This window comes from Mycolicibacterium hodleri, assembly GCF_025822245.1.
Classification (GTDB): Bacteria; Actinomycetota; Actinomycetes; order Mycobacteriales; family Mycobacteriaceae; genus Mycobacterium; species Mycobacterium hodleri.
The window spans coordinates 1-21487 of sequence record NZ_JACKTL010000035.1 but is presented as its reverse complement, the minus strand read 5'-3'; the positions used below and the strand labels follow the sequence as shown (position 1 = coordinate 21487).

General features: G+C 67.6%; 20 protein-coding genes. 13 read left to right on the top strand and 7 right to left on the bottom strand.

Annotation, left to right across the window (positions count from 1 at the left end; genetic code table 11):
* Positions 1-2 precede the first annotated feature (2 nt).
* Together H7J06_RS15455 and H7J06_RS15450 are read right to left on the bottom strand one after the other, a co-directional pair.
* Positions 3-1370, bottom strand: coding sequence for an MFS transporter (locus H7J06_RS15455; RefSeq protein WP_264039835.1), 1368 nt, complete (start codon positions 1368-1370; stop codon positions 3-5).
* Positions 1371-1382: 12 nt separating this feature from the next.
* On the bottom strand, positions 1383-2183 hold the full coding sequence (locus tag H7J06_RS15450) for a crotonase/enoyl-CoA hydratase family protein (protein WP_264039834.1): 801 nt from the start codon (positions 2181-2183) through the stop codon (positions 1383-1385).
* 93 nt (positions 2184-2276) lie between these two features.
* Between H7J06_RS15450 and H7J06_RS15445 the strand changes: the two genes are divergently transcribed.
* Together H7J06_RS15445 and H7J06_RS15440 are read left to right on the top strand one after the other, a co-directional pair.
* Positions 2277-3929 (top strand): medium/long-chain-fatty-acid--CoA/3-oxocholest-4-en-26-oate--CoA ligase, encoded by a 1653-nt coding sequence (locus H7J06_RS15445; protein WP_308205795.1) that lies wholly within the window; start codon positions 2277-2279, stop codon positions 3927-3929.
* The gene (locus tag H7J06_RS15440) at positions 3926-5044 is read left to right on the top strand and encodes an NAD(P)H-dependent flavin oxidoreductase (protein ID WP_264039832.1); all 1119 of its coding nucleotides are present in this window, start codon (positions 3926-3928) and stop codon (positions 5042-5044) included. The genes H7J06_RS15445 and H7J06_RS15440 overlap by 4 nt, the downstream gene beginning before the upstream one ends.
* An 18-nt stretch (positions 5045-5062) precedes the next feature.
* Here H7J06_RS15440 and lpqN read toward each other — a convergent pair whose 3' ends face one another.
* On the bottom strand, positions 5063-5755 hold the full coding sequence (gene lpqN, locus H7J06_RS15435; protein WP_264039831.1) for an envelope biogenesis lipoprotein LpqN: 693 nt from the start codon (positions 5753-5755) through the stop codon (positions 5063-5065).
* A 264-nt stretch (positions 5756-6019) separates the two neighbouring features.
* On the opposite strand from lpqN, the gene H7J06_RS15430 reads away from it, so the two are divergent.
* On the top strand, positions 6020-6412 hold the full coding sequence (locus H7J06_RS15430; protein WP_264039830.1) for a VOC family protein: 393 nt from the start codon (positions 6020-6022) through the stop codon (positions 6410-6412).
* Here H7J06_RS15430 and H7J06_RS15425 read toward each other — a convergent pair.
* Genes H7J06_RS15425 through H7J06_RS15410 form a run of 4 tightly spaced genes read right to left on the bottom strand, consistent with a single transcriptional unit; the run spans position 6409 to position 10910 of the window.
* On the bottom strand, positions 6409-7080 hold the full coding sequence (locus H7J06_RS15425) for a helix-turn-helix domain-containing protein (protein WP_264039829.1): 672 nt from the start codon (positions 7078-7080) through the stop codon (positions 6409-6411). The two genes, H7J06_RS15430 and H7J06_RS15425, sit on opposite strands and share 4 nt — an antisense overlap.
* Before the next feature lie 9 nt (positions 7081-7089).
* Positions 7090-8607 (bottom strand): long-chain-fatty-acid--CoA ligase FadD17, encoded by a 1518-nt coding sequence (gene fadD17 / locus H7J06_RS15420; RefSeq protein ID WP_264039828.1) that lies wholly within the window; start codon positions 8605-8607, stop codon positions 7090-7092.
* Between the two features lie 3 nt (positions 8608-8610).
* Positions 8611-9708 carry an acyl-CoA dehydrogenase family protein gene (locus tag H7J06_RS15415; protein ID WP_264039827.1) on the bottom strand — a complete coding sequence of 366 codons (1098 nt, stop codon included), beginning with the start codon at positions 9706-9708 and terminating at the stop codon, positions 8611-8613.
* A 17-nt stretch (positions 9709-9725) separates the two neighbouring features.
* The gene (locus tag H7J06_RS15410; protein WP_264039826.1) at positions 9726-10910 is read right to left on the bottom strand and encodes an acyl-CoA dehydrogenase family protein; all 1185 of its coding nucleotides are present in this window, start codon (positions 10908-10910) and stop codon (positions 9726-9728) included.
* Positions 10911-11054: 144 nt separating this feature from the next.
* Here H7J06_RS15410 and H7J06_RS15405 point away from each other — a divergent pair, with 144 nt between their 5' ends.
* From H7J06_RS15405 to H7J06_RS15360, 10 genes are all read left to right on the top strand, one after another.
* Positions 11055-11246 (top strand): ferredoxin, encoded by a 192-nt coding sequence (locus H7J06_RS15405; RefSeq protein WP_264039825.1) that lies wholly within the window; start codon positions 11055-11057, stop codon positions 11244-11246.
* A gap of 13 nt (positions 11247-11259) precedes the next feature.
* Complete coding sequence (locus tag H7J06_RS15400; RefSeq protein WP_264039823.1) at positions 11260-12180, top strand: 3-oxoacyl-ACP reductase; 921 nt, start codon at positions 11260-11262, stop codon at positions 12178-12180.
* A gap of 309 nt (positions 12181-12489) precedes the next feature.
* Positions 12490-13203, top strand: coding sequence for an MlaE family ABC transporter permease (locus H7J06_RS15395; RefSeq protein WP_370464917.1), 714 nt, complete (start codon positions 12490-12492; stop codon positions 13201-13203).
* The gene (locus H7J06_RS15390; RefSeq protein ID WP_264039822.1) at positions 13203-14045 is read left to right on the top strand and encodes an MlaE family ABC transporter permease; all 843 of its coding nucleotides are present in this window, start codon (positions 13203-13205) and stop codon (positions 14043-14045) included. The genes H7J06_RS15395 and H7J06_RS15390 overlap by 1 nt, the downstream gene beginning before the upstream one ends.
* A gap of 12 nt (positions 14046-14057) precedes the next feature.
* Entirely contained in the window at positions 14058-15254 is a 1197-nt protein-coding gene (locus H7J06_RS15385; RefSeq protein ID WP_264039821.1) for an MCE family protein, read from the top strand.
* On the top strand, positions 15255-16289 hold the full coding sequence (locus H7J06_RS15380; RefSeq protein ID WP_264039820.1) for an MCE family protein: 1035 nt from the start codon (positions 15255-15257) through the stop codon (positions 16287-16289). It abuts the gene before it with no gap.
* Positions 16282-17340 (top strand): virulence factor Mce family protein, encoded by a 1059-nt coding sequence (locus H7J06_RS15375; RefSeq protein WP_264039819.1) that lies wholly within the window; start codon positions 16282-16284, stop codon positions 17338-17340. The genes H7J06_RS15380 and H7J06_RS15375 overlap by 8 nt, the downstream gene beginning before the upstream one ends.
* Positions 17337-18752 carry an MCE family protein gene (locus H7J06_RS15370; RefSeq protein WP_264039818.1) on the top strand — a complete coding sequence of 472 codons (1416 nt, stop codon included), beginning with the start codon at positions 17337-17339 and terminating at the stop codon, positions 18750-18752. The genes H7J06_RS15375 and H7J06_RS15370 overlap by 4 nt, the downstream gene beginning before the upstream one ends.
* An 86-nt stretch (positions 18753-18838) precedes the next feature.
* Positions 18839-19960 (top strand): MCE family protein, encoded by a 1122-nt coding sequence (locus tag H7J06_RS15365; RefSeq protein WP_264039852.1) that lies wholly within the window; start codon positions 18839-18841, stop codon positions 19958-19960.
* On the top strand, positions 19961-21487 hold a 1527-nt coding region (locus H7J06_RS15360), incomplete at its 3' end, for a virulence factor Mce family protein (protein ID WP_264039817.1).

Sequence of the window (21487 nt, the reverse complement as noted above, 5' to 3'; positions counted from 1 at the left end):
CCTCACACGGGGTTGATCTCCTCGAGGTTGCGTCGTGAGGTCTTCGGACCCACCCAGGCGACGGCGGCGGTGGCAATCGCCAGCGCGAGGAGCACGACGGTGAACATCGCCGTGGCGCCGTACTCGTCGAGCACGGGAATCAGCACGAACGGCAGTGCCGCGCTGGACAACCGCGACAGCGAGTAGGTCCACCCGACGGCCGTCGCGCGCACGTCGGTCGGGAAGATCTCGGCCTGGTACACGTGATAGACGTTCGAGAACACGTTGCTCGTCGCGGTGGTCAGGAAGCCGAACACGACGATCAGGGCCGTCTGGTGCACGGTGGCGAACAGCAGGCCGAAGGCCGCCAAGGCGCCGATCGACCCCATGACGAGGTACTTGCGTTCGAACCACCTCAGCAGCGGAATCGCCAGCACCGATCCGACGGGATAGCCGAGGTAGGACAGCGACGTGTAGAGCAGTGACGTGGTGACGTCGTAGCCGCGGCTCACCAGGACCAGCGCGGCCAGCGTGCCGAACCCGTAGTAGCCGAACGACTGGAAGACGTGGAACACCGCGAGCATGCCCAGTCGTTGGCGGTAGGGCGAGATGCCAAGCCGCTTCAGTGGTTTGGTGACCACCGCGGGCGGGGGCGAGTCCGGCTCGCGGGTCGCGGCGACGGGCGCCGTCGTCGGGTCCGTCTCGAACCGCCGAAGGGCGGCCATGGCGTCGTCGGACCTCCCGACCCCGGCGAGCCAGCGCGGCGACTCCGGCAGTCCGCGCCGCAGGAGCGCCACCGCCACGGCGCCGATCGAGCCGATCACCAGCAGCAAGCGCCAGCCGGGTACGCCGAGCAGTCCGTGTTCGGTGAGGCCCAGCGACATGAACCCCAGCACCGGCACCGCGACGAACGAGCAGGTGTACGCCCACGCCGCCAGCCGACCGCGGTCCGACTTCGGCAGGACGTCGGACAGGTAGGCGTCGGCGACGGGGTATTCGGCGCCGATGCCGAGGCCGGCCAGGAACCGAGTGGCGACCAGCATTGCGGGGTTGAGGGAGAACGCGCCGATCAGCGTCCACACGGAGAACCAGGTCAGGTTGAACAGGAACGCACGGCGGCGGCCGATGCGGTCGGCGAGCCCGCCGAGCGCCGCCGAACCGATGAACATGCCGAGGAACGTCGACGCCAGCAGCAGCTTGAGCTCCGTGCCGCCGAGGTCGTACTGCGTCTTGAGGGTCGTGCTGATGGTGCTCGACAGGAAGATCTCGTAGATCTCGAAGAACAGGCCGAGACCGACGGCGAGGACCACCCTGCGATGCATCGGACCAACAGGGAGGTCGTCGAGGCGTTGGCCGATGTCGGCGAGTAGCGCGTCGTTCGTCTGGGCCACGCGCCCATCTTGCTACTTCATCTGGAAGTTCGGCGGCCGCTTCTCCTTGAACGCCAACGGGCCCTCCTTGGCGTCGTCGGACATGAACACCCCGATGCCGATCTTGGTGTCCACCTGGAACGCCTCGAGCTCGTGCATGCCCTCGGTGTCGTGGATGGACTTGAGGATCGCCTGCACGGCCAGCGGCCCGTTGGCGTTGACGAGCTCGGCGATCTCGAGCGCCTTGTCCAGCGCCGACCCGTCGGGCACCACGTAGCCGATCAACCCGTAGGACAGCGCCTCGGCGGCGGTGATGTGGCGGCCGGTCAGCAGCAGGTCGCACGCGATCGTGTACGGGATCTGACGCGGCAGCCGCACGGCGGATCCGCCCATCGGGTACAGGCTCCACTTGGCCTCGGAGATGCCGAACTTGGCGCTCTCGCCGGCAATGCGGATGTCTGTGCCCTGCAGGATCTCCGTGCCACCCGCGATCGCGGGGCCCTCGACCGCGGCGATCAACGGCTTGGTCAGGCGTCGACCCTTCAACAGCCCGTCGATGCGGGTGGGGTCGAAGCCACCGCTCTTGAAGGAGTCGCCAGGCGGTGCCTTCGTCGCGGCCTTGAGGTCCATGCCTGCGCAGAAGTAGCCGCCCGCACCGGTGAGGATGCACGACCGGATCTCCGGATCGGAGTCGACGAGGTCCCACGCCTCGACCATGATCGAGAGCATCTCGGTGGACAGCGCGTTGCGCGCCTCCGGCCGGTTCAACGTCAGAATCAGCGTGTGTCCACGCTGCTCGATGAGGGCGTCGGGGCTCTTGTCCGGCTCGGTCACGGGTAACTCACCTTTCACCACTCGTCCAGGAAAGAGGACCTTGTCTGACTGTGCTGCTTGAACAAAAATGTAACACGTTCTAGTTTAGGTTCCGTGGCCCTGAATATCGCCGATCTCGCCGAGCACGCAATCGATGCCGTGCCAGACCGCGTCGCCCTGATCTCCGGTGACCAACGATTGACCTACGCCGAGTTGGAGGAGAAGGCCAACCGCTTCGCCCACTACCTCCTCGACCGCGGGGTGCAGAAGGACGACAAGGTCGGCCTCTACTGCCGCAACCGCATCGAGATCGTCATCGCGATGCTGGGGATCGTCAAGGCGGGCGCCATCCTGGTGAACGTCAACTTCCGGTACGTCGAGGGTGAGTTGAAGTACCTCTTCGACAACTCCGACATGGTCGCGCTGGTCCACGAGCGGCGCTACGCCGACCGCGTCGCCAACGTGCTGCCCGAGACGCCGAAGGTGAAGACGATCCTGGTCGTCGAGGACGGGAGCGACGACGACTTCCAGCGGTACGGCGGCGTCGAGTTCTACGCCGCGCTGGAGCAGGGTTCACCCGAGCGGGACTTCGGTCCGCGCAGCCAAGACGACATCTACCTGCTCTACACCGGCGGCACCACGGGCTTCCCGAAGGGCGTGATGTGGCGCCACGAAGACATCTACCGAGTCTTGTTCGGCGGCACCGACTTCGCCACGGGCGAGCCCATCGCCGACGAGTACGACCTGTCCAAGGCGGCCGCGGCGAACCCGCCCATGATCCGTCTCCCGATCCCGCCGATGATCCACGGCGCCACCCAGTCGGCCACCTGGATGTCGCTGTTCTCCGGCCAAACCGTGGTGCTGGCACCGGAATTCGACGCCGACGAGGTCTGGCGGATGATTCACGAGCACAAGGTGAACCTGCTGTTCTTCACCGGTGACGCGATGGCCCGGCCGTTGCTCGACGCATTGCTCGCCCACCAGGAGGAGGGCAACACCTACGACCTGTCCTCGCTGTTCCTGCTGGCCAGCACCGCGGCGCTGTTCTCCACCAGCCTGAAGGAGAAGTTCCTCGAACTGCTGCCCAACCGGATCATCACCGATTCGATCGGATCGTCGGAGACCGGCTTCGGCGGGACCAGCATCGTGGCCAAGGGCCAGTCACACACCGGCGGTCCCCGGGTGACCATCGACAAGAACACCAAGGTGCTCGACGAGGACGGCAACGAGGTCGTCCCGGGTTCGGGCGTGCGCGGCATCATCGCCAAGAGCGGCCACATCCCGGTCGGCTACTTCAAGGACGAGAAGAAGACCGCCGAGACGTTCCGCACGTACAACGGTGTGCGGTACGCGATTCCGGGCGACTACGCCGAGGTCGAGGCCGACGGTAGCGTCACGATGCTGGGCCGTGGGTCGGTGTCGATCAACAGCGGTGGCGAGAAGATCTACCCCGAAGAGGTCGAGGCCGCACTCAAGGGGCACCCCGACGTGTTCGACGCGTTGGTGGTCGGGGTTCCCGATCCGCGTTTCGGCCAGCACGTCGCGGCCGTCGTCCACCCCAGGGAGGGCACCCGGCCGACGCTTGCCGAACTCGACGCCTTCGTCCGCACCGAGATCGCCGGGTACAAGGTGCCGCGCAGCCTCTGGCTGGTCGACGAGGTCAAGCGTTCCCCGGCGGGCAAGCCCGACTACCGCTGGGCCAAGGACACCACCGAGGAGCGTCCCGCCGACGACGTCCACGCCAAGCACGTAGGAGCTGCGAAGTGAAGACCGAACTCTGCGAACGCTTCGGCATCGAGTACCCGATCTTCGTCTTCACGCCGTCGGAGAAGGTCGCCGCAGCGGTCACCCGCGCCGGCGGTCTCGGCATGCTGGGTTGCGTCCGGTTCAACCAGGCCGACGACCTCGAGCGGGTCCTGCAGTGGATGGACGAGAACACCGACGGCAAGCCGTACGGCGTGGACATCGTGATGCCCGCCAAGGTGCCGACGGAGGGCTCCGCGGTCGACATCAACAAGCTGATCCCGCAGACGCACCGCGAATTCGTCGACAAGACACTCGCCGACCTCGGCGTGCCGCCCCTGCCGGACGACGAGGCGAAGTCCGAAGGCGTTCTGGGATGGCTGCATTCGGTCGCCAGGTCACACGTCGAGGTGGCGCTCAAGCATCCGATCAAGCTGATCGCCAACGCGCTGGGTACGCCGCCGAAGGACGTCATCGACCAGGTGCACGCCGCGGGCGTCCCGGTGGCCGCGCTGGCAGGCAGCGCCAAACATGCGCTGCGGCATCTCGACATCGGCGTCGACGTCGTCATCGCCCAGGGGCACGAAGCGGGTGGCCACACCGGCGAGATCGCGTCGATGGTGCTGGTGCCGGAGGTGGTCGACGCCCTGGACGGCAAGGCCGCGGTGTTGGCCGCGGGAGGCATCGGTACGGGTCGGCAGGTGGCGGCGGCCCTGGCGCTGGGCGCCCAGGGCGTGTGGATGGGGTCGGCGTTCCTCACCGCGGCCGAGTACGACCTCGGCGTGCGGGGCTCCTCCGGTGTGTCGGTGATTCAGGAGGCCATGCTCGCCGCGACCTCCAGTGACACGGTGCGCCGCAAGATCTACACCGGCAAGCCGGCCCGGCTGCTCAAGTCCCGCTGGACCGAGGCCTGGGACGCCGACGGCGCGCCGGAACCGCTGCCGATGCCGTTGCAGAACATCCTCGTCAGCGAGGCGCATCAACGGATGAACGAGGCGAAGGACCCGACGGCCGTCGCCATGCCCGTCGGCCAGATCGTCGGGCGGATGAACGAGATTCGTCCCGTCGCCGACATCATGGCCGAGCTGGTGAACGGTTTCGAGGCGGCCACCCGGCGCCTGGACGGCATCCGCGGCTGACACGCCACACGGGTCTCGTCACCCGATTGTGGTGTCGCCGTCGATCTTGTCGGTTGCGGCGGACAGGACGTCGCCTGCCGCGTTGGGCCCGTCGACGTTGAGCTGCAACACGTACAACCCGTTGGCGGCGGGGATCACGACCGTCTTCTGCGCGATGAAGCGCGTCGCGCCGTCCCTGGTGTAGGTGCCACCGAGCACGTACGCCGGGTAGTCGCCCAACGTGCTGGTCTCACCCTCGTTGCCCGGCTTGTAGTCCGGCAGGTTGTTGAGCTCGCCGGGCGCCAGGTCGATGATCTTCTGGGGGTCGACGTCGCCGCTCAGCTTGGACATCAACGCGACGATGTTGGGCGGATCTGCCGTGAATTCCGGTCCGGTGTAGACGATCGCGCCGTAGGCGTACTCGGGTGCCTCCTCCGGCGAAAGGGCCCGCCAGCCCTCCGGCACGGGAAGGTTGACCGCGGGTGCGTCGGGATCGCCCATCTTGACCCCGGTCTCCTGGATGGCGTTGTCCTTGATGTAGTCCGCGATCGTCGGTTTCTTGGCGGCCACCTCCCCGGGGGTCGCGCTCGCCGTGGAGGTCGTCGCGCTCGACGAACTGCTCGTCTGGGAACTGCTGGACGCCGCGGTCTTGGTGTCCGAGCCGCAGCCGGATACGACGATGGCAAGGGCGGCAACGGCAGCAGCCGCACCGGTGAGCGCCGAAGATCTCATGCGTTAACTCCTCGTATTCGGATACTTCACTGGTGGAGACTGCCGACGAGCGACGAGGCTGTCCATTCCGGAGCGAAGCGTAGCTCAAAACATGCCCTGTTCAGGGTGGGTATGTCCACCCGACGTCCCCGTGTGCGCTGCCGACGAGGTTGGCGCACGCGGTGTCACGGCCTCGACGATCATTTGCTCGCCGGTGGTCGGGCGTCGACCGACGTGTCCGATTCGTTCACGACTCGGCCGTCGCAGGCGCCTAGCGTTCGGTACATGACATCTTCACTGCACTCCGTCGTCGTCGAGATCGTCGCGCGTGACGTCGCCCGGTCCGTGGACTTCTACCGCCTGCTCGGCCTCGACATACCCGATCCCGACGGCCCGCACGTCGAGGTCGCCCTGCCGGGAGGCAACAGGCTCGCCGTCGACGCCGAGGAGGTGATTGCGGGCATGCACGCGGGGTGGACGCCGCCGACCGGTCCCGGCCGAGTCGCGATCGCCTTCGAGTTCGACGCGCCCCGCGCGGTGGACGCCATGTTCGAAACCCTCACCGGCGCAGGGCATCCCGGCACGCTGGCGCCCCACGACGCGCCCTGGGGTCAGCGCTACGCCACGGTCGAGGATCCCGACGGCACCTCCGTGGACCTCTTCGCGACACTGCCCTAGCCGGACGCCAGCGTGGTGACGGTGGTGCCGGCGAAGGCGCGCACCTCCCGGTGCAGGTGAGGCTGGTCGGCGTAACCGGCGGCGGCGGCAACCTCGGCTGGGGACCTGCCGGCCCGCAGCATCGCGGCCGCGCGGCGAAACCGCAGAATGCGGCGCAGCATGGCGGGTCCGTAGCCGTACACGGCCTGACACTGCCGCTGCAGGGAGCGGTTGGACCAGCCGGCCTCGCGGGCGACCTGCTCGACCGGCGTGCCCGCCGCCAGCGCGGCGGTGACGTGCCGCAACGCGGTCGGCGACCACGGTGCGGTCTCACCACGTGGCGACTGACGGGACAGCTCACCCGCGACTGCGACCAGACCGCCCGGGCGGCGCACCGGCCGAAGCTCGTCGAGGGCGACACGTTGACCCACCAGCCGGGCCGCCGGCACTCCGAGCAACCGTGGCAGCGCGCCCGGCCGAAACCGCAGGCCGCTCGTGGGCTGTGGGCCACGGGAAGTGACCAGGGCCGAGACGTCCGGGCCGGCGACCACCACGCGGCCGTCGACGGCGATCAGGTCCATGCATCCGTCGGGGAGCACGCGCACGGATTCGAGGCCGCCGTCGGCCGCCCATGCCGTCTCGACGAGGTCGGCCAGTTCCCTGGGTGGCGCCGTCTCGCGGTAACCCATGGCTTCACGTTACCGACCGATGGCGTGCACCGGGTCGGTGCAGTCCAAGGCCTCCGCCGACAATTGGCGCTTGATCACCTTGAACGTCTCGGTGCGCGGCAAGGTGGTGCCGATGCGCACGAAGGACGGCCACTGCTTGGGACCCAGGTCCGGTTGCCCGGCCAGGAAGGCCGTGAACGCATCCGCGTCGAACGTCGCGCCGTCGGTGAGCACCAGCGCGGCCATCACCCGGTCGCCGACGGCGGGGTCGGGAATCGGGTACACGGCGGCCTCGAGAACGTCGTCGTGGCGCAACAGGATTCGCTCGATCGGCGCCGTGCCCAGGTTCTCGCCGTCGACCCGCATCCAGTCGCCGAGGCGCCCCGCGAAGTAGACGTAGCCGGCGTCGTCGCAGTAGGCGAGGTCGCCACTGTGATAGATCCCGCCGCGCATGCGTTCCGTCTCGGCGGCCTCGTCGCCGTAGTAGCCGCGGAACCAGCCGCGGCCCTGCGGGTTGACCAGTTCGCCGACCTTGCCCGGGGGACACGGTTCGCCGGTCTCGACGTCGACGACGGCAACCTCGTCGGTGAGCGGTCCCAGCGAACCGTCGGGCGTGTCCGGCGTGCGGGCGACGGCGATGCCGCCCTCCGTGGAGCCGAAGCCGTCGACGACGTAAGTGCCGAATCGGGCCGCGAAGCGGGGCAGATCGCGCGGGGCACCCTCGTTGCCGTACATGAATCGCAGCGGGTTGTCGGCGTCGTCGTCGCGGGGCGGGGTGGCCAGCACGTAGGACAGCGGCTTGCCGACGTAGTTGGCGTAGGTGGCGCCGTAGCGGCGGACGTCCGGGATGAACTGGGACGCGGAGAACTTGCGCCGCAACGCAATCGAGCCACCGGCGGCGACCGCGACCGCCCAGCCCGCCATGATGGCGTTGGAGTGGAACAGTGGCATCGCGAGATAGAACGTGTCGTCGGGGCCGAGTCCGAAGCGCTGCGCCAGCATGGTGCCCGGAAACGCCACCTTGTCGTGCGTCACGCGGACCGCCTTGGGCTCGCCGCTGGTTCCCGAGGTGAAGATCAGCATGTAGAGGTCGTCGGGGCGCGTGTCGGCAAAGGTGACCGGTGCGTCCCGGTGTGCCGCCAACTCGGTTGCCCACGAGGCTGATTCGACGTCGACGACGGGGACCCCCTCGGGGATCGCCTCGCCGAGGGCGGCCAGGTCGTCGGTCAGCACCAACTGGCAGTCCGCGCGGGCGACGTCGCGGGCGAAGGCCGCCCCCCGCCGGGTCGGGTTGAGGCCCACCGTGACCAGCCCGGAGAGGCCGGCCGCCACCAGGACCGACGAAAAGAAGGTCGTGTTGCCCAACATCACCCCGACGTGCATGGGCCGCGCCGGGTCCATGCGTGCGGTCAGGGCCGCGGCGATCTGAGCTCCGGACCGGAGGTGATCGCGCCAGCAGACGAAGGAATCACCCTCGTGCACACCGCGATCGGTGACGTCGGCCAGTGGCGTGAGTAGGTCGGTGACGGTCGGTCGGTCGTCGGACACCTGTCAGGCGGGTGTCTCGGCGAGCTCGCGGCCGATGCGCAGCAGCTGCCCGGTGGCCCCGCCCACGGCGAACTCGGCCTGCTTGGCGGCGAGGAAGTAGCGGTGCACGGGATGGTCGACGTCGATGCCGACGCCGCCGTGCACGTGCACCGCGGTGTGCGCGACCCGGTGGCCCGCCTCGGCTGCCCAGAACGCTGCCGTTCCGACTTCCAGGTCGGCAGGCAGGTCCTCGGACAGCCGCCACGCCGCCTGCGTCACCGTCAACCGCAGCCCCTTGATGTCGATGTACCCGTCGGCCAGCCTCTGACCAACGGCCTGGAAGCTGCCGATGGGCCGGTCGAACTGCTCGCGCTCGCGCGCGTACTGCGCGGTCAGCTCCAGCGCGCGTTCCAGGACGCCGAGCTGAAAGGCGCTGCGCGCCAAGGTGGCCCGAGTGACGAGCCAGGACGCCACGTCGTCGCCACCGACGAGGCGGCTGCCGTCGAGCTCGGTGGCCTGCAGGTCGAGGTGGCCGACGCTGCCGTGGCCGGTGGTGTCGAGCGACGTCGTCGACACCCCGTCGTCGGTCGCCGAGACGAGGAAGACGTGCGTGCCGGAGTCCGTCTCGGCCGGCACCAGGAACGCGTCGGCGACCGGCCCGTAACCCACCAGCGCCCGGGAGCCGGTGAGGCGGTAGCCCGAACCGACGGACTGGGCCCGGACCGGGCCCTCGCCCATGTCGCCGTCGAGTGCGACGGTCAGGATCTTCTCGCCCGTCACCGCGGGGGTGGCCCACTCGCGCTGCAGCGACTCCGAGCCGAACGTCGCCAGGGCGCCCGCGGCGAGCACGATCGACTCCAGGTAGGGCACGGCCGCGAGTTGGCGACCGAGGGCGACCAGCACCGCGGTCTCCTCGAGAACGCCGAAACCGCCACCGCCCAACGACTCCGGTGCCGTGGTCGACAGGATGTCGGCGTCGACCAGCTTCGACCACAGCTCGCGGTCGAAGCGCTCGTCCTGCTTGTCCAGTTCACGCTGGCGGTCCGGCGTGCAGACCGCGTCGACGATGGAACGTGCGAGGCCACCGAGATCGGTAGCGGCCTCAGTTGTCGAGAAATCCATGTGACGTCTTCGCTCCCTTAACGGTTCACTCGTGGCAGGCCGAGGGCGACCATGCCGATGATGTCGCGCTGAATCTCGTTGGTGCCGCCGCCGAAGGTCAGAATCAGGCACGACCGGTGCATGCGCTCGATGCGGCCACGCAACTGCGCGCCGGGGGAGTCGGTGCGCAGCGTCGCCGCGGTCCCCAACACCTCCATGAGCAGCCGGTAGGCCTCGGTGGCCATCTCCGTGCCGTACACCTTGGCCGCCGACGCGTCGGCGGGGGACGGGGCTTCGTCGGTCGCCGAGGCGAGTTCCCAGTTGATCAGCTTGAGCACCTCGGCCTTGGCGTGCACCCGGGCGAGGTTGAGCTGCACCCATTCCGAGTCGATCAGGCGGTTTCCCCTGGCGTCCTTGGTGTTCTGGGCCCACTCGCGAACGGCTCCGAGCGCGGCGTAGATCGGTTGGGCCGACACCAAGGCGACGCGTTCGTGGTTGAGCTGGTTGGTGACCAGCTTCCAGCCGGCGTTCTCCTCCCCGACCAGGTTGGTGGCCGGGATGCGGACGTCCTGGTAGTAGGTGGCGCTGGTGTCGACGCCGGACATGGTGTGCACCGGGGTCCACGAGAAGCCCTCGGCCGTGGTGGGCATGATCAGCATCGAGATGCCACGGTGCTTCTTGGCCTCGGGGTTGGTGCGCACCGCCAACCACACGTAGTCGGCGTAGGCGATCAGGCTCGTCCACATCTTCTGGCCGTTGACCACGTAGTCGTCGCCGTCGCGAACCGCGGTGGTGCGAAGGGCGGCCAGGTCCGTCCCGGCGCCGGGCTCGGAGTAGCCGATGGAGAAGTGCAATTCGCCGGCGGCGATCTTCGGAAGGAAGAACTTCTTCTGTTCGTCGGAGCCGAAGTGCATGATCGTCGGCGCGACGCTGTTGATCGTCAGGAACGGCACGGGCACGTTCGCAATCGACGCCTCGTCGTTGAAGATGAGGCCCTCCATCGGGGAGCGCTCCTGGCCGCCGTACTCCTTGGGCCAACTGAGGGTCAGCCACCCATCGGTGCCCATCTGCTTGACGGTGTCGCGGTAGACGCTGCCGCGCCCCATCTCGCCGCCGTCGCCCGCGCTGAGTGCCTCGGCGCGCTCGGGGGTCATCAACTTGGTGAAGTACGAGCGCAACTCGCGGCGCAAGTCCTCTTGCTCGGGGCTGTAGCCGATCCGCATCGCTGCTGTCCTCACTGTTTCCGCACGTGTCTGGGGGACCCATGGTCCTCCCCGGTTGTAACACGTTCTAGTCTTGGAATCCAGGCACCGTTATTCTGTTCCGACGCCGGGCGGAGGTGCGCACCGGGTTTCGAGGAGGTTGTCATGCGAGTCGAAGTCGATCGTGATCGCTGTGAGGGCAACGCAGTGTGCCTGGGTATCGCCCCGGACCTGTTCGATCTGGACGACGAGGACTATGCGGTGGTGAAGGCCGACCCGGTGCCGTCCGATCAGGAGGACCTGGCCGAGCAGTCGGTGGCCGAATGCCCCCGCGCCGCCATCATTCGCAAGGACTAGAGGTATTCATAAAGTGAGCACGCAGACTGACTCCACGGATCTGTCCGGACTGGTCGCGGTGGTGACCGGTGCGGCCGCGGGACTGGGCCGGGCCGAGGCGATCGGCTTGGCCAGGGTCGGCGCGACGGTCGTCGTGAACGACATCGCCGGCGCCCTCGACCAATCGGACGTGCTCGACGAGATCGCCGCCGCCGGATCCAAGGGCGTGGCGGTCGCCGGCGACATCAGTGCCCGCAGCACGGCCGACGAACTGGTCGCGACCGCCGACGGACTCGGTGGCCTGTCGATCGTCGTGAACAACGCGGGGATCACGCGAGACCGGATGCTGTTCAACATGACCGACGAGGACTGGGACGCCGTGATCGCGGTGCACCTGCGCGGTCACTTCCTGCTGACCCGCAACGCGGCGACGTACTGGCGTGCCAAGGCCAAGGAGAACGGCGGAACGGTCTACGGCCGCATCGTCAACACGTCGTCGGAGGCGGGCCTGGCGGGCCCGGTGGGGCAGGCCAATTACGGGGCGGCCAAGGCGGGCATCACGGCGCTGACGCTGACCGCGGCACGAGCCCTTGGCCGCTACGGGGTCCGGGCCAACGCGATCGCGCCGCGTGCCAGGACGGCGATGACGGCCGACGTCTTCGGCGACGCCCCGCCCGTGGAGGACGGCAAGATCGACGGGCTGTCACCGGAGCACGTGGTGACCCTCGTGCAATACCTGTCGTCGCCGGCGGCCGAAGGGGTCAACGGACAGCTCTTCATCGTCTATGGTCCAACCGTGACGCTGGCGGCGGCGCCGACTGCCGAGAAGCACTTCACCGCCGGGTCGGACGCCTGGGCCGTCGACGACCTCGGGTCGACGATGACCGATTACTTTGCTGATCGTGACCCCGAGCAGGGTTTCTCCGCCAACGGCCTGATGTCCTCGCGAGACTGACAGTCTCGATTGTCAGCAGGACGAGACGACTAGAACACGTTACAGAATGACCTGCGTCACAGTGGCTCTGACCTGCGCAGATACCCCAATATCGACGGATATTACCGTTCTTTGACACTGCGAACGTGTTCTAGTTAATATGAGCCGGCTCACTAAGAGCGGCGCAGCACCGAGTGGTTGGAAGGTTGTCGCGGCTCGTAGTCACTGACTATTCGCCGTCACCGCGTTTCGACCCCCGACCCGAGAACGGAGTCCAGGTTGAAGGAACAGCTGACGGCTCCGGCGCGGGCCGTCGGCGGATTCTTCGAGATGTCCCTGGACACCTTCGTCAAGATCTTCCGCAGACCGTTTCAGTTCCGCGAGTTCCTCGATCAGACGTGGATGATCGCCCGGGTCTCGTTGGTCCCGACGCTGCTGGTCGCCATCCCGTTCACCGTCCTGGTGGCGTTCACGCTCAACATCCTGCTCCGTGAGCTCGGTGCCGCCGACCTCTCCGGGGCGGGTACCGCGTTCGGCACCATCACCCAGCTCGGCCCGGTCGTCACGGTGCTCGTCGTCGCCGGCGCCGGCGCCACCGCGATCTGCGCGGACCTCGGCGCCCGCACCATCCGCGAAGAGATCGACGCGATGCGCGTGCTCGGCATCGATCCGATCCAACGCCTCGTCGTCCCGCGGGTGTTGGCGTCAACCCTGGTGGCGCTGCTGCTCAACGGTCTCGTCTGCGCCATCGGCATCGCAGGCGGCTACGTGTTCTCGGTCTTCCTCCAGGGCGTCAACCCCGGCGCCTTCATCAACGGGCTGACCATCCTCACCGGCCTCGGCGAGCTCGTGCTCGCCATGTTCAAGGCTCTGCTGTTCGGTCTGATGGCCGGGCTCGTCGGGTGCTATCGCGGACTGACCGTCAAGGGCGGCCCCAAGGGAGTTGGCGTCGCGGTCAACGAGACGGTGGTCTACGCCTTCATCTGCCTGTTCGTGATCAACGTGATCCTGACGGCGGTCGGCGTGAGAGTGTTGGCCCGATAGTGAGTTACGACGCGACACTGCGCATCCGCCGGTTCTTCAGGGGCGTGCCGAAGGCGATCGACACGGTCGGGGAGCAGGCGCTCTTCTACGGCGAGTCGGTCCGCTACATCCCCAACGCGCTGACCCGGTACCGCAAGGAGACCATCCGCCTCATCGCCGAGATGACCATGGGCGCCGGTGCCCTGGTGATGATCGGCGGTACCGTCGGCGTGGCCGCGTTCCTGACGCTGGCCTCCGGCGGTGTCATTGCCGTCCAAGGTTATTCGTCCCTGGGCAACATCGGCATCGAAGCGCTGACCGGCTTCCTCTCGGCGTTCCTCAACGTCCGCATCGTGGCACCCGTGATCGCGGGCATCGCGCTGGCCGCGACGATCGGCGCCGGCACCACCGCCCAACTGGGTGCCATGCGCGTCGCCGAGGAGATCGACGCCGTCGAGGCGATGGCCGTGCACTCGGTGTCCTACCTGGTGTCGACGCGAATCATCGCGGGGTTGATCGCCATCGTCCCGCTGTATTCGCTGTCGGTGCTGGCGGCGTTCTTCGCCGCGCGGTTCACCACGGTCTTCATCAACGGGCAGTCGGCCGGCCTCTACGACCACTACTTCAACACGTTCCTGGTCCCGACGGACCTACTGTGGTCCTTCCTTCAAGCCATCGTGATGTCGGTGGCGGTGATGCTGGTGCACACCTACTACGGCTACAACGCATCCGGTGGCCCGGTCGGCGTCGGGATCGCCGTCGGTCAGGCCGTCCGGACCTCGCTCATCGTCGTGGTCACGATTACCTTGTTCATCTCCCTGGCCGCCTACGGCGCGTCGGGCAACTTCAACTTGTCCGGATAGGCGGGTCGAGCCATGGGTGACGCCAAGCGCAGTCATGTGAGGATCGCCGCTGCGATCCTCGCGGCTGTCCTGTTGGCGGCCGTGGTCTTCACCTACCTGTCGTACACGGCGGCGTTCACCCGCACCGACACGGTGACGGTGACCGCCCCGCGCGCGGGCCTGGTGATGGAAACCGACGCCAAGGTCAAGTACCGCGGCATTCAGATCGGCAAGGTCAAGTCCATCGAATACGCCGGCGAGCAGGCCAAGCTGACGCTGGCCATGGACAGCAGCCAGATGAAGTTCATCCCGTCGAACGCCAAGGTGCGCATCGCGGGCACCACGGTCTTCGGGGCCAAGGCAGTGGAGTTCCTGACACCCGACGAGCCGAAGGGCGGCTCGCTGCGCCCCGGCGCCCAGGTGAATGCGCCCGACGTCCAGCTCGAGGTCAACACGCTCTTCGAGTCGCTGACCAACACCCTGCAGAAGGTCGACCCGATCAACCTCAACGCCACGCTGAGCGCGCTCGGCGAGGGCGTTCGTGGCCACGGTGACGACCTCGGCGCCACGCTGGCCGGGCTCAATTACTATCTGCAGCAATTCAATCCGAAGCTGCCGGAACTACAGCAGGTATTCCAGAAGACCGGCGTGGTCGGCAACGTGTACGCCGACGCAGCACCCGACCTGGTCACGGTCTTCGACAACACCCCGACGATCAGCAACACCCTCGTCGACCAGCAGGACAACCTGAATGCGACGCTGCTGGCCGCCACCGGGCTGGCGAACAACGGCACGGCCACGTTGCAACCGGGGGCCGAAGACCTGATCGCGGCGGTTCAGCGCCTGCGCGCGCCGCTGAAGGTGCTCGCCGACTACTCCCCGGAACTGGGCTGCCTGCTCAAGGGCGTCGCCCAAGCGGTCGACACGTTCGCGCCCGTCATCGGTGGCATCCGCCCCGGTCTGTTCGTGGCGTCGAACTTCCTGCCCGGCGCTCCGGCCTACACCTACCCCGAGAGCCTGCCGATGGTGAACGCCTCCGGCGGTCCCAATTGCCGCGGTCTGCCGAACATTCCGAGCAAGCAGTACGGCGGATCCTGGTGGCGACCGCCGTTCCTGGTCACCGACAACGCCTACGTTCCCTACCAGCCGAACACCGAGTTGCAGTTCGACGCGCCGTCGACCCTGCAGTTCCTGTTCCACGGTGCGTACGCGGAAAGGGATGACTTCTAGATGAAGCGCGACAAGACGGTCGTCTACGTCAGCATCTTCACCGTCGCCATGCTGTTGGTGGCGGCGGGCCTGGTGGTCGTGTTCGGTCAATTCCGATTCGGGTCGGGCAACACCTTCCACGCCACCTTCACCGAGGCTTCCCGCCTCAAGGCCGGTCAGGACGTCCGGATCGCGGGCGTGCCGGTGGGATCGGTGAAGGACGTCGAACTCAATCCCGACAACACCGTCGACGTGGCGTTCGACGTCGACGACCGCTACCAGCTGTACACCTCGACCAGGGCGGTGGTCCGCTATCAGAACCTGGTCGGCGACCGCTACCTCGAAATCACCTCGGGCCCCGGGGAATTGCGCAAGCTTCCGGCGGGCGCCACCATCTCCAAGGACAACACGCAGCCCGCGCTGGACCTCGACGCGCTGCTCGGCGGCCTCCGCCCGGTGCTCAAGGGACTCGACGGCAGCAAGATCAACGAAGTCAGCAACGCCGTCATCGAGCTGTTGCAAGGCCAGGGCGGATCGTTGTCGACCCTGCTCGCCAGCACGTCGTCGTTCACCCAGGACCTCGCCGCCCGCGATCAGCTGATCGGCGACACCATCAACAATCTCAACGCCGTGCTGGGCACCGTCGACGACAAGGGCGCGCAGTTCAACACCGCCGTCGACCAGCTGCAGCAGCTCATCACCGGGCTGGCCCAGAATCGCGACCCGATCGCCGGCGCAATTCCGCCGTTGGCGTCGGCCACCAACGATCTGACCGAACTCCTGCAAACGGGACGGCGTCCCATCCAGGGCGTCGTCGAGAACCTGCGGCCCTTGGCCCAGCGACTGGACGAGCGCAAGGCCGACGTCAACAAGGTCATCGAGCCGCTGGCGGAGAACTACCTGCGACTCAACGCATTGGGCGCGTACGGATCGTTCTTCAACATCTATTACTGCTCGATCCGCATGAAGATCAACGGGCCTGCGGGTAGCGACATCCTGATTCCGTTCGGTGGTCCGTCGGATCCGACCAAGGGGAGGTGCTCGGAGAATGGCTAGGGCCGGCGAGAGCAATCCCGTACGCACCGGTGTCTTCGGCATCGCGCTGGTGGTGTGCCTAGTGCTGGTGTCCTTCGGTTACACCGGACTGCCGTTCTGGCCCCAGGGCAAGAACTACGAGGCGTACTTCACCGACGCCGGCGGGATCACCCCCGGCAACGACGTCAGCGTCTCCGGCATCAAGGTCGGCAAGGTCGACTCCGTCGAACTCGCCGGAGACTCCGCCCTGGTGAAGTTCACCGTCGACCGGAAGGTGCGCGTCGGCGACCAGTCCCTGGTGGCGATCAAGACCGACACGGTGCTCGGCCAGAAGTCCCTCGCGGTGACCCCCAAGGGTGGGGGCAGCACGACGGTGGTTCCGTTGGGCCGCACCACGACTCCCTACACACTCAACACCGCGCTGCAGGACCTCGGCCAGAATGCGGGCGAGCTCGACAAGCCGAAGTTCGAGCAGGCCCTGCAGGTGCTGACCGACACGCTGCGCGACGCGACCCCGCAGCTGCGCGGAGCGCTCGACGGCGTGGCCGACCTGTCCCGCAGCATCAACAAGCGCGACGAGGCGCTCGAGCAGCTGCTCGCCCATGCCAAGAAGGTGTCCGACACACTCGCCCAACGGGCCGGCCAGGTCAACCAGCTGATCACCGACGGCAACTTGCTGTTCGCCGAGCTCGACGACCGGCGACAGGCGCTGAGCAATCTGATCGGCGGCATTCAGGCCGTCTCCGAACAGCTCTCGGGCTTCGTCGCCGACAACAAGCGCGAATTCAAGCCGGCGCTGGAGAAGTTGAACGCCGTGCTGGACAACCTCCTCGAGCGTAAGGAGCACATCGGCGAGGCCCTCCGCAGGCTGCCCCCGTACGCCACCGCGCTCGGCGAGGTCGTCGGCAACGGTCCCGGCTTCAACATCAACCTCTACGGGTTGCCGCCCGCCACGCTGTCGGAGGTCCTGCTGGACACGTACTTCCAGCCGGGCAAGCTGCCGGACAGCCTTGCCGACTACCTGCGCGGATTCATTTCCGAGCGCATGGTCATCAGGCCGAAGTCGCCATGACGCAAGAGAATTCGACGGGTTCGCGCAACGGGTGGCTGCGTTTCGCAGTGGTCGCCATGCTGGTTGCCGGGTTGATCGGCGGCGTGTACGTGGTGTGGCCGAAGGCCAAGGGGCACGAGGTCGTCGCCTACTTCCCGTCGACGGTGGGTCTGTATCCCGGCGACGACGTGCGGGTGGTGGGCGTCCCCGTCGGCAAGATCACGTCCATCCAGCCCCGCGCCGACGACGTCAAGGTGACGATGACCGTCGACGGCGACGTCAAGGTGCCCGCCGACGCGCGGGCCCTCATCATCGCGCCAAACCTGGTGTCGGCCAGGTTCGTCCAGTTCACCCCGGCGTACACGGGTGGGGCGGCGCTCGCCGACGGCGCGCAGATCGGCCTCGACCGCACCGGCGTCCCCGTCGAATGGGATGACGTCAAGACCCAGCTCACCCAACTAAGCGCGTCGCTCGGGCCCAAGCAGGGCGACATGCAGGGGCCCCTGGCCGCGTTCGTGAACCAGGCTGCCGACACCTTCGACGGCAACGGCGACTCGTTCCGCAACGCGCTGCGGGAGCTGTCCCAGACGGCGGGCCGGCTCGGCGACTCCCGGACCGACCTGTTCGGCACCGTGCGCAACCTGCAGGTGCTGGTGAACGCGTTGGCCAACAGCAACGAGCAGATCGTCCAGTTCTCCAGCCACGTGGCCTCGGTGTCGCAGGTGCTGGCCGACAGCTCACAGGATCTCGACCAGACGCTCGGGGCGTTGAATCAGGCGCTGGCCGACGTCAAGGGCTTCCTCAACGAGAACAACCAGGCGCTGATCGGGCAGATCGGCAAGCTGACCGACTTCACCAACCTGCTGACCCAGCACAGCGACGACATCGAGCAGGTTCTGCACATCGCGCCGAACGGCCTCGCGAACTTCTACAACATCTACAACCCGGCCCAGGGCACCGTCGGCGGACTGCTGTCGCTGCCCAACTTCGCCAACCCGGTGCAGTTCATCTGCGGCGGCACGTTCGACGTCGGCGCCTCACCCGACAACTACAAGCGCGCCGAGATCTGCCGGCAACGAATGGCGCCGGTGTTGAAGCGTCTCGCGGTGAACTACCCGCCGATCCTGTTCCACCCGATCAACAGCATCACGGCCTACAAGGGCCAGATCACCTACGACACACCGGAAACCGAGGCCAAGGCCCAAACCCCGGTGCCGTACCTGCAGTGGCAGCCCGCCCCCGGCGTGACGCCGCCGACGCTCGGACCCGACGGCAGGCTCACCGATCTGCTCCTCCCGCCACCGCCGGTGCCGGGGCAGGTGTCACAGGTCGGTGCCCCCGCCGAGGGGTACGGAACTCCGCCGGACGGCAGCGGACCGCTGCCAGGACCGGCACCCGGTGCGCCGTTGCCAGCCGAAGCGGGGGGTGGTTAGCCGTGAAGGGAACCGGAAGAAGACTGTCTCGCAAGGCATTGCGCGTCGGGCGTACCTCCGTGGCCATCGGCTCGGGCGCCGTCCTGATGTCGGGCTGCGCGTTCGGCGGCCTGAACTCACTCGACATGCCGGGCACCGCGGGTCACGGCAGCGGCTCCTACACCATCACGGTGGAGCTGCCCGACGTGGCGACGTTGCCGCAGAACTCCCCGGTGATGGTCGACGACGTGACCGTCGGCAGCGTGTCCGGCATCGAGGCGATGCAGCGGCCCGACGGCACGTTCTACGCGGCGGTCAAGGTGTCGCTGGACGGCGGCGTCGACCTTCCGGAGAACGTGACCGCGAAGGTGGCTCAAACCTCTCTGCTCGGCTCGCAGCACATCGACCTCGCCCCGCCGGTGGACCAGGCCGGACAGGGCAAACTGCGCGACGGCGCCAACATTCCGCTGTCGCGCGCCGGCCGCTACCCCACCACCGAAGAAGTCCTGTCGTCGCTGGGCGTGGTGGTCAACAAGGGCAATCTCGGTGCGTTGCAAGACATCACCGACGAGTTCTACACCGCGGTTTCGGGCCGGTCCGGTCAGTTCGCCGACCTGCTCCCGCGGCTGGCCGAGCTGACCTCCTCGCTGCAGCAGCAGACGGGCGACATCGTCGCGGCGATGGAGGGGCTGAACCGCTTCGCGGGCATCCTCGCCAACGGTCGCGACAGCCTGGGCCGCGCGCTCGACTCGTTGCCCGCGGCACTGAAGGTGCTCAACGACAACCGAAGCAACCTCGTCGACGCCTTCACCGCGTTGCGGACGTTCGCCGGAGTGGCGTCGCACGTGCTCTCGGAGACCAAGGTCGACCTCGTCGCCGACTTCAAGGATCTGTATCCGGTCATCCGGTCGCTCAACGACAACGCCGACGACTTCATCAAGGATCTCGAGATCCTGCCGACGTTCCCGTTCCACTACAAGTACCTGCGCAACGCGGTTCGAGGCGACTACCTGAACGTGTTCGTGACGTTCGACCTGACGCTACGGCGGACGGGTGAATCGGTGTTCACCACCTCGAAGGGCCTCGACCCGAACATGAAGCACATGTCCGAGATCATCAACCCGCCCGACTTCCTCGTCGGTGCGATGGCGAACCTCTCCGGGCAAGCCGCCGACCCGTTCAAGATCCCGCCGGGAACGGCGACACAGCACGACGGGGGGACTCCCTAGATGCTGGATCGCCTGACACGTGTGCAGTTGTCGATCTTTGCGATCGTCACCGTCATCTGCGTTGGTTCCATCTCGGCGTTCTACCTCCACTTGCCCGCGGCGGTCGGCATTGGCGCCTACCACATCACCGCGGAGTTCAAGGCCGGTGGCGGCCTGTACCAGAACGCCAACGTCACCTATCGCGGTGTGACGATCGGCCGGGTGGAGAGCGTGAGCCTCGACGACACCGGCGTGGTGGCGTCGATGCGGCTCAACACCGACACCGACGTACCGGACAACGTGACCGCGACCGTGAAGAGCGTGTCCGCGGTCGGCGAGCAGTACGTCGACCTGGTGCCGCCGAAGGATCCGTCGTCGAACCTGTTGAGCGACGGTGCGAAGATCGGTCTGGATCGCACGGCCGTCGGGCAGGACATCGCGGTCCTCCTGGCGCAGGCCGACACGTTGGTCAGCAGCATCGGCGACGCCCGCGTGCAGGATCTGTTGCGGGAGACGTTCAAGGCGTTCAACGGATCCGGCCCGGAGCTGGCCCGGATGATCCAGTCGTCGCGGCTCCTCGTCGACGAGGCGAACAACAACTACGGCCAGATCTCGCAGCTGATCGATCAGGCGGGGCCGTTCCTCGACTCGCAGATCCGCAGCGGCGACGACATCAAGTCCCTCGCCGACGGTCTGGCCCGGTTCACCACCCAGGTCGCGAAGGCCGATCCCCAGGTGCGGTCGGTGCTGCAGACGGCGCCCGGTGCCGCCCAAGCCGCCAACACCACCTTCGACGGCATTCGCCCGAACTTCCCGATGCTCGCCGCCAACCTTGCCAACGCCGGCCGCATCGGCGTGATCTACCGCAAGTCCGTCGAACAGGCGCTGGTGATCCTTCCGGCTCTGTTCGCCGCGCTGCTCACCGTCGGTGGCGGACTACCCGCCGACGAGGGCGGCAAGCTGGACTTCAAGGTCGACCTCGGTGACGCGCCGCCGTGCTCGACGGGCTTCATCCCGCCGGCGATGATCCGGTCTCCGGCGGACACGACGCTGCGCGAGCTGCCCACCGACCTGTACTGCAAGACCGCTCAGAACGACCCGTCGGTGGTGCGCGGCGCCCGCAACTACCCGTGCCAGGAGTTCCCCGGCAAGCGGGCGCCGACGGTCCAGTTGTGCCGAGACCCACGCGGTTACGTGCCGATCGGCAACAACCCCTGGCGCGGTCCGCCGGTGCCGTATGGGACCCCGGTCACCAATGACCGAAACATCACCCCGCCCAACAAGTTCCCGAACATTCCGCCGGGCGCGGACTACGACCCGGGCCCACCGGTCGTCCAACTGCCTCCGGGCGTGCCGCCGGGGCCGGGACCCGCGCCGAACGCCCCGTTCCCGCTGCCGGTGCCGCCCAACGACAACGGGCCGCCACCGCCGCTGCCGTACTACGCGCCGCCGGACCAGGTCCTGCCGCCGTACGCCAGGACGCCGCCACCGCCGCCGGGCGCGCCACCGCCTGCCGACGCACCGCCGCCTGCGGACGCGCCACCGCCG